This window comes from Halochromatium roseum (assembly GCF_016653315.1).
GTDB lineage: Bacteria > Pseudomonadota > Gammaproteobacteria > Chromatiales > Chromatiaceae > Lamprobacter > Lamprobacter roseus.
This window is the reverse complement of the sequence record NZ_NHSH01000052.1, coordinates 85,872-93,736: the sequence shown is the minus strand read 5'-3', so window position 1 is coordinate 93,736 and position 7,865 is coordinate 85,872. Positions and strand designations below refer to the sequence as shown.

Here is a 7,865-nt window from a genome sequence, read left to right as displayed (position 1 = left end):
GGCTGGGGCTGCGTGCTGATGATGGATCACCGAGGAGTACCATGAGCGTTTCTTCAGGCTTCTCGCGCACCCTGATACCCTATCCACTCAACGCATCGAGACCATCGAGCACGCCCTCGGCGTCGACTCGAGCAGGCGCTGAAGCCCGGCCGCGATCCGCCCAACCCTGGAGATGAGATGAAGATCGCCATCCTTTCACGTAACCCGAGGCTCTACTCGACGCGACGGCTCGCCGAGGCCGCGCGCGAACGTGGCCACGAGGCACGCGTGATCGACGTGCTACGCTGCTACATGAACATCACCTCGCACGCGCCTTCGATTCACTACAAGGGCGAGCAGTTGACCGGATTCGATGCGGTCATCCCACGCATCGGCGCCTCCGTGACCTTCTACGGCACCGCGGTGCTGCGCCAGTTCGAGATGATGAACGTCTACCCGCTCAATGAATCGGTCGCGATCACCCGCGCCCGCGACAAGCTACGCTCATTGCAACTGCTCTCACGCCGTGGCATCGGCCTGCCGATCACCGGCTTCGCCCATACCCCGGACGATATCGAGGATCTGATCAAGATGGTTGGCGGCGCGCCGCTGGTGATCAAATTGCTTGAGGGTACCCAAGGCATCGGTGTGGTGCTCGCCGAAACCCGCCAGGCCGCCGAGAGCGTGATCGAGGCCTTCCTCGGCCTCAAGGTCAACATCCTGGTGCAGGAATACATCCGTGAGGCCAAGGGGGCCGACATCCGTTGCTTCGTGATCGGCGACAAGGTGGTCGCGGCGATGCGCCGGCAGGCAAAACCCGGTGAGTTCCGTTCCAACCTACATCGCGGCGGGAGCGCTGAGCTGATTCGCATCACCCCCGAGGAGCGCTCGACGGCGGTGCGCGCGGCCAAGATCATGGGTCTGAACGTGGCCGGCGTCGATGTGCTGCGCTCCAACCACGGCCCGGTGGTCATGGAGGTCAATTCGTCACCCGGCTTGGAAGGCATCGAAGCGGCCACCGGCAAGGATGTCGCCGGTCAGATGCTCAGCTTTATCGAGAAGGACGCCCTCGCCGGCAAGACGCGCACCCGTGGCAAGGGCTAGCGCACGCCCGGCGGGGATACGCATCGGCGGTCATCTGGTGCGCCCTGGCGAACGCGCGCGCATCGACCTCCCACTGCCGATTCTGTTCACCCAGAACCCGGTGGTGCTGCCGGTACATGTGCTGCAGGGTCGTCGCCCAGGCCCACGCCTGTTCGTCACGGCCGCCGTGCATGGCGACGAGATCAACGGCATCGCCATCATTCGCCGCCTGCTCAGTAGCACCGCCCTGCGCTCGCTGCGCGGCACCCTACTGGCGGTGCCGGTGGTCAACGTCTACGGTTTCGTCCGCCACTCGCGCTACTTGCCCGATCGGCGCGATCTGAATCGCAGCTTCCCAGGCTCCGAGGGCGGCTCGCTCGCCGGCCGACTCGCAGCCACACTGATGAGCGAGATCGTCACCGATAGCGACCTTGGCATCGACCTGCATACCGGCGCCGCGCACCGTGAGAACCTGCCGCAGATCCGCGCCCGCGTCGACGAGATTGGCATCGCGGATCTCGCCCGCGCCTTTGGCGCACCGGTGATCCTCGACGCGGATTTTCGCGACGGCTCCTTACGCGCTGCCGCGGCTGCGCTGGATGTGCCAGTCCTGCTCTACGAGGCCGGCGAGGCACTGCGCTTCGATGAGCTCTCAATCCGCGCCGGGGTGCGTGGCATCCTCGGCGTCATGCGTCAGCTCGGGATGATCCGCGATAGCTCGCGGCGTCCGCGCTCAGCTCATCAGCCGGTAATCGCCCGCTCGAGTGTCTGGGCCCGCGCCCAAACCAGCGGCATGCTGCGCTTCGCCCGAGCGCTCGGCGCCTGGGTTGAGAAGGGCGAGCGTCTCGCCACCGTCGCTGATCCCTTCGGCAATGGCGAGGAAACAGTCAGTTCGCCCGCCGCGGGTATCGTCATCGGCCGCATGAATCTACCGCTCATCACCGAGGGTGAGGCACTGTTCCATATCGCCCGCTTCAAGACCGACGCCGTCGCCGACACAGTCGAACAATTCCAGGCCCTGCTCGAGCCCGATGATCCGCTCGAGGAGCCAATCGACTAAGGCGATTGCCAGAAAAGCTCGTACCGAATACAGACAGGCAAGCTGGCCAGCGCCTTGACAGCACTCGCCGCAGCCGGGATATCCTCTCTCGACGCTAAAAGTCTCGACGCTAAAAGCCGGCCACGACCTTGGTCGCCAACTTGGTGTCGAGCGCCTCAGCGAGTGAGATCCAGTACATCCTGTTGTTTGGCACCGCCGCCGCCGCGAGGGCAATGCTATCGTCGATGCCCATCTCTCGCAGATAGAGGGCTGCGCTCACGACCGAGAGCTGCCCGCCCTCATGGCTGCTGAGGTGCGCCGGCACCTTGCTCTGATGGATGCCGAGACGAACATTGGCGGTAACGTAGCGCTCGATGCCGCCAGCCAACACATCGACACAGGCCGAGGTGCAGAGTTCATTGACACCCACCGGAATGCCATTCTCGCGCAACCAGCGTCCTAGCCGCCGCGCCTCATAGAGGGAGCCGCCTGGGCTATTGATGACCAAGCCAACGGCCCGCTCGGCACGCAACCGCGCGATGACCTTGTCCGCAAAGCCATCGTTGATCTCACCATCGACAACCAGCCACGTCCGATCAACGCCGCCCTCCTCATCAAACCGCACCAGGCCGGAGGCGGCACCGGTGAGACGAACAAGGTGGGCGCAGGCGCTGCGGGCGATCTCAACCATCTGCTCGCGCTGCGCGGGTCGAGCCGCAGCGATCCGCGCCAGGTAATTGGCTCGCTCGATCATCTGCTCGACCTCGAACCCGTACTGATCCAGCGCGGCAATCACGACCGCATCGGTGGCCGCGCGATCTCCGCTCTGCACCACACGCAGCAGATGACAGGCCGCGATCTTGCTCAGGAGTTCGTCCGCGTCGATCCCCGCTGGCAGTCGCTGACGACTGTCTGAGAGACCAGCACAGCCAGCGAGCAGGAGCATCGTCAGGCAAGCAACTGGCCACAGCAGGCGGCACCCTGGGGATCGCGCAGGGGTCAGCCATCCCAGAGCCGGCAGCGGACCTGCCCCCCGCTCAGGATGCCGCGTGCAGCGAAGCCTCATCGTCGCAATGCTCACCGCCATGCGCAGAGGCCACCGACTGCGCACGCCCTAGTCTCGAACCGGAATGCCATCCGCGCTCAGCTGCGCCTTGACCGCTGCAATCGGTACCTCGCGGCGGTGAAAGATTCCAGCAGCAAGCGCCGCCTCAGCACCGGTGTGCTCGAACACCTCGGAGAAATGCTCCGGCCGACCAGCACCACTTGAGGCGATGACCGGGATGCTCACCGCGGCGCGCACCGCTTCGATGAGTTCCAGGTCAAAGCCGCTGCCGGTGCCGTCACGATCGATCGAGTTGAGGAGGATCTCGCCGGCACCGAGCTGCTCGCAAACACGTGCCAGCTCCACGGCGTCTACATCTCGACCCTCGCGACCGCCCTTGACCGTGCACTGGAACCAGCAGTAGCGCTCGCCGTTCGGCCCCGGAATCGCAGTCTCGATGACAGTTCGCTCGGTCGCGTCGGGCGACTGCACATAGACGCGCCGTGGGTCAACCGAGATCACCACGGCTTGCTTGCCATACACCCGAGCGATCTCCTCGATCGCACTGCTGCCATCGCCGCCACCCCGAGCGCGGACAGTCTCGACCGTATCGACCGCATCGGAGCCGATCGAGATCTTGTCCGCGCCGGAGCGAAAATACTCACCGGCCACATCCAGCGCACTGTAGACATGGCCATCGGCATCGGTGAAGGCACGGATGCCGCCGCCAATGGTCAGGGGGACGAAGACGTTCTCGGAGGTTCGACGCAAGACCTCGAGCATCGGTTGATCGGCGAGTGGAAAGTCGCGAAAGGCCGTGATGTTGAGGAAGGTGATCTCGTCGGCGCCCTCCTCGTAGTAGCGTTGTGCCAACTCGACCGGTTTACCGAGATTTCGCACCTCGCCACCGGATTCGCGGACGTCGTACTGATCCCCCTTGGTCACCACCAGGTCTCCGGCGTCATTACTGCGCACGTCCAGGCACGCAATGACACGTTTCGTGAGCTGGGTCGGTAAGGCGCCGTCTTGCCCGCCGTCTTGCTCGCCACCTTGCCCGCCAAAAGACGGCCGCCCATCCTTGGAGCCGGCGGCGGCCTGAGTTGACGGCCCTGCCGCAGCGGCCAGTGACGGCTGATCAAGTGCGCCCCCCAAGAACCGACCCAACACCTCGAGCCCGGCCTGGCCGCTCTTCTCCGGGTGGAACTGCACCGCCGTGACCCGACCACGCTGGACCGCACTGACGAAGGCGCCACCATAGTCGGTCTCAGCCAAGACCCAGCGGGCATTCTCGGCGTTTGCTTCCGCATGATAGGAATGCACGAAATAGAAGCGCTCCTGCTCTAGGCCCGACAGCAAGGCACTGTCACGCTGCAACCGCAAGCCATTCCAACCCATGTGTGGCACCGCGAGTCGGCGCTCGGTGAAGCGCCGCACAACACCCGGGATGACCCCTAGCCCAGGGATACCGGGAGACTCTTCGCTGCCTTCGAACAGGCTCTGCAGCCCGATGCAGATGCCGAGAAAGGGCCGATCCGCAGCGAGATAGTCCTGCAACGGCTCGGTGTAGCCCAGGGCATTGAGCCGCTGCATGGCTGCCCCGAAGGCCCCGACGCCGGGAAAGATGAGATATTCAGCGTTGAGGATGTCGTCCGGTCGACGGATATCGGTCAGCTCGAAACCGAGCTTCGAAATCGCATTGCGCAGACTGCGCACATTACCGGCACCATAGTCGAGGAGCGAGATCATGAGGATTAGACAGCCAAGCCGATCATTCAAAGGCAAAGTTTAGCAGCAGGCGGACCTCATCTGATATCGATCCCCTCGGCCTCGACCACCCGCGCCAATGCCGCCTCCATCGTCGCCCGGGCGCGTGCTGTTGCCGCATGCAGGAATGCATGCAAGGCGGCATCGTCGGCATTGCGATTCTCACACTCGCGACTGTACTGCTCGAAGGCGACCAAGCTCGAGACCAGCTGCACCAGGTGATGGGGGCACTCGCAGCGCACCGTTGGTGAGGCGGTGGCAATGCGCGCCAAGCTGGTGTTGTCGAAGAGCCGACGGGGAATCGGCGCCCCTAGGTCAACGCCTTCGAGGCTCGCCTCAGGCGAAGGAAGCTTATCACTACCATGCAAGGCTGCACACCAGCGCACCAGCTCGGCTGCATCGACCGGCGCGCGCTTGGCGACAATGCGTTGTGCCTCGAGCCGCTCCAGCGCGGCACGCGGCGCAAAGCCATAGACGACCAGTCCCTGGGTCGCACCAGATTCGGTGAGTAGATCGGTGATCTGTGCGATGCGGTCGAGCTGGATGGTTGGGCGCTCGAGCACCAGCAGATCAATCTTCAGGTCGGCAGCGGCATGCCGAAAGCGATGCTCGTCCTCGAAGGCACCGACCAATTCGACACCATCTTCGAACACGGCTGTGCGCTCGCTCTCTCGGGCCAACAAGGTCGGCAGGGTAGACCCCAGCACCGCGACCCGACAGGGTGGCAGATCGCCCTCGGCGGTTGGGGCCAAACTGAGGCCGCGCGAGCGCTCGTGAAGTTGCGGCAGCGTGAGCGGCGCGACATGGCTGATCGCGTCGCCGTTATCGACCAGCCGCTTGATCAGCGTCAAGCGGCCAACGTCTTCCGCCGAATACAGGCGCGTGCCTGCTTCAGATCGGATCGGCTCCACCACCGCATAACGCCGCTCCCAGACACGTAAGGTATCGGGTGGAATACCTGTCAGGCGCGCAACTGCGCCAATCCGATAGGTCTGAGCGGCAAACGAATGCTCGGGCTCTGTCAAGGCCACGCCTCCTTTGAAAAGGTTTTGTCTATATAAAATCTCAAATTCGCCATTGACAGCAGCGTCAATAACGCCTAATTTCATTTCAAAACTTGGTCAGAAACCTCTAGCCTCAACATGATTCATCAGTCGGCGAATCAAATGGGTACTGTCTTTGGACTGAGGATATAGTGTCGCCGCGGCCTTCGACCAAGTTTTGTTCAGGCCTATCTCGACAACGCCCCGACGTACCGCTATCGAGCCGGCCACCACTTTCCCATCGCCATAGGAGACGCACAGTGTCGGCAACCAAGATCGCGACCCAGCACCTGCACGGAGCCCTACGGGCTGCCGCCGTGGCTAGCGTTGTACTGACGTCGACCAGCATCGCCGGTGTCCACCAGACAGCCTGCCTTAGTGCAGCCACGGCCTACGCCGCAGAACCGGCGCATCAGCTTGCGAGACCGGGGCCTGGACTGCTCGCCGTCGTGCGCCACCTTACTCAGGCGCCTAGCGCAACTCAGGCGCCTAGCGCATCGCCAATCAGGTCGATGAAGCCCTTGTTTCAGGGTAGCGCTCAGAGTGGATCGCCCCCCAAGAAACCGGAGCGGTTGCTCCAGGGCCATGCCCTGCCCGATCTAGAGAGCGCAGCAAATGTGTCTCAGGCACCATCAACGCAGACGCCGAGGCCACAGGACATCGAGCAACGGTGGGAGGCTCGTCAGCAACCGCTCAGCGATCAAGCCTTGCGCGAGCGCATCGCCCGTTACCGAGTATCGCCGGAGCAGGACCAACGCCAGGCGGCGCTCGCGAACAGCGCTCGAGCGCATTGCGCAGACTAGCCCCGGAGCTTGTCTCGGAGTTGTTGTAGCCAAAACGATCCGGGCGCCAGGCTCGAGTAGACCATCAACAGCACCGCTGCCTGATACCAGAGCATCCCCATCCAGGCTGGGGTGACGCCGTTCTCGAGCCAGTTTTCGGCCAGACGCTGCAGATTGAAGAACGCGAAGTAGGTCAAGAAGGCGAGCAACAGTCGGCCAGTGCCGCGTTGCCGTGGCGACAGAGTGGTCAGCGGGATCGCGAGCAATGCGAGCACGTAGATGGCGACCGGAGCAGAGATCCTGTGGCCCAGCTCAGCGCGATCCAGCAAGGAATCAGAACCGATCAGGTCGCGTGTTGGAAGCGCGGCGCGTCGGCGGCGCTCGACATCGACCTCAGCCTCTGGCTCGAGAAAATAGGTGTAACGATCGAACTCGGCGAAGTCATAGTTGGCGGTGCCAGGGATGCCATCGTAGCGCCGGCCTTCTTCGAGCACGATGCGCTGCTCGCCGGTGTTGGCGTCATGCTGATAGCGACCGCGGTTGCTGAGCACCAGGCGCGGCTTTGCAGCGCGCCGATCCTGAATGAAGACGTCTTGAAAGCGATTCTGATCGTCGATGCCGGTAGCATAGAAGGTGATATCGCCTTCTTCTTGCAGATAGAAGCGCCCGGCGCGCAGACCTGCAACCTGAGTGGATGGTTCACCTTTCGCATCTTCGATGATCTGCAGTTGCAGCGAGGCGTAGGGTTGGCCAATCAGTGCGAACCAGCCGGTGACCACGGAGAGCGGGAGCGCGAACAGCAGGAATGCCCGGTAGAGCCTGATCGGCCCGAACCCGCAGGCACCAAAGGCGATGAGCTCGCTGTCGCGCGCGAGCCGACCGAGGGTGACGAGTGCGGCGATGAAGAAGGCTGGTGGCAGCAGGCTGGCGGTGTCGCGCAGTATCTGCAGACCCAGGTAGTGCAGCACGGCGTTATTGCTGAGGGCGCCGAGATTGACGTCTTCGAGGGTTCGCAGTAGGAGAATGCTGACCATGACCATGAGCAGGGTCAGGATGATGGCCGAGAAGACCTTGGTGATCTCGGTGAGGAGGTAGCGGTCGGCGACGCTTAGCACGATGTCGATTCGCTA

6 protein-coding genes are annotated in these 7,865 nt (G+C 63.4%); 2 read left to right on the top strand and 4 right to left on the bottom strand.

The genetic code is table 11. The features are described from left to right. The first annotated feature begins 177 nt into the window (after window positions 1-177). Together rimK and CCR96_RS10210 are read left to right on the top strand one after the other, a co-directional pair. Entirely contained in the window at window positions 178-1,083 is a 906-nt protein-coding gene (gene rimK / locus CCR96_RS10215) for a 30S ribosomal protein S6--L-glutamate ligase (RefSeq protein ID WP_201220029.1), read from the top strand. Next, entirely contained in the window at window positions 1,070-2,122 is a 1,053-nt protein-coding gene (locus CCR96_RS10210) for a succinylglutamate desuccinylase/aspartoacylase family protein (RefSeq protein ID WP_338035862.1), read from the top strand. The genes rimK and CCR96_RS10210 overlap by 14 nt, the downstream gene beginning before the upstream one ends. Before the next feature lie 109 nt (window positions 2,123-2,231). Here CCR96_RS10210 and CCR96_RS10205 read toward each other — a convergent pair whose 3' ends face one another. The 4 genes from CCR96_RS10205 to lptF form a co-directional block, all read right to left on the bottom strand. Further along, a complete protein-coding gene (locus CCR96_RS10205; protein ID WP_201220027.1) occupies window positions 2,232-3,047 on the bottom strand; it encodes a COG3904 family protein in 816 nt (271 codons plus the stop codon). A 168-nt stretch (window positions 3,048-3,215) separates the two neighbouring features. After that, complete coding sequence (gene hisF, locus CCR96_RS10200; protein ID WP_201220026.1) at window positions 3,216-4,892, bottom strand: imidazole glycerol phosphate synthase subunit HisF; 1,677 nt, start codon at window positions 4,890-4,892, stop codon at window positions 3,216-3,218. A gap of 56 nt (window positions 4,893-4,948) precedes the next feature. After that, on the bottom strand, window positions 4,949-5,935 hold the full coding sequence (locus tag CCR96_RS10195) for a MerR family transcriptional regulator (protein WP_242518857.1): 987 nt from the start codon (window positions 5,933-5,935) through the stop codon (window positions 4,949-4,951). Between the two features lie 817 nt (window positions 5,936-6,752). Further along, window positions 6,753-7,850 (bottom strand): LPS export ABC transporter permease LptF, encoded by a 1,098-nt coding sequence (gene lptF, locus CCR96_RS10190; protein ID WP_201220024.1) that lies wholly within the window; start codon window positions 7,848-7,850, stop codon window positions 6,753-6,755. Between the last annotated feature and the right edge of the window lie 15 nt (window positions 7,851-7,865).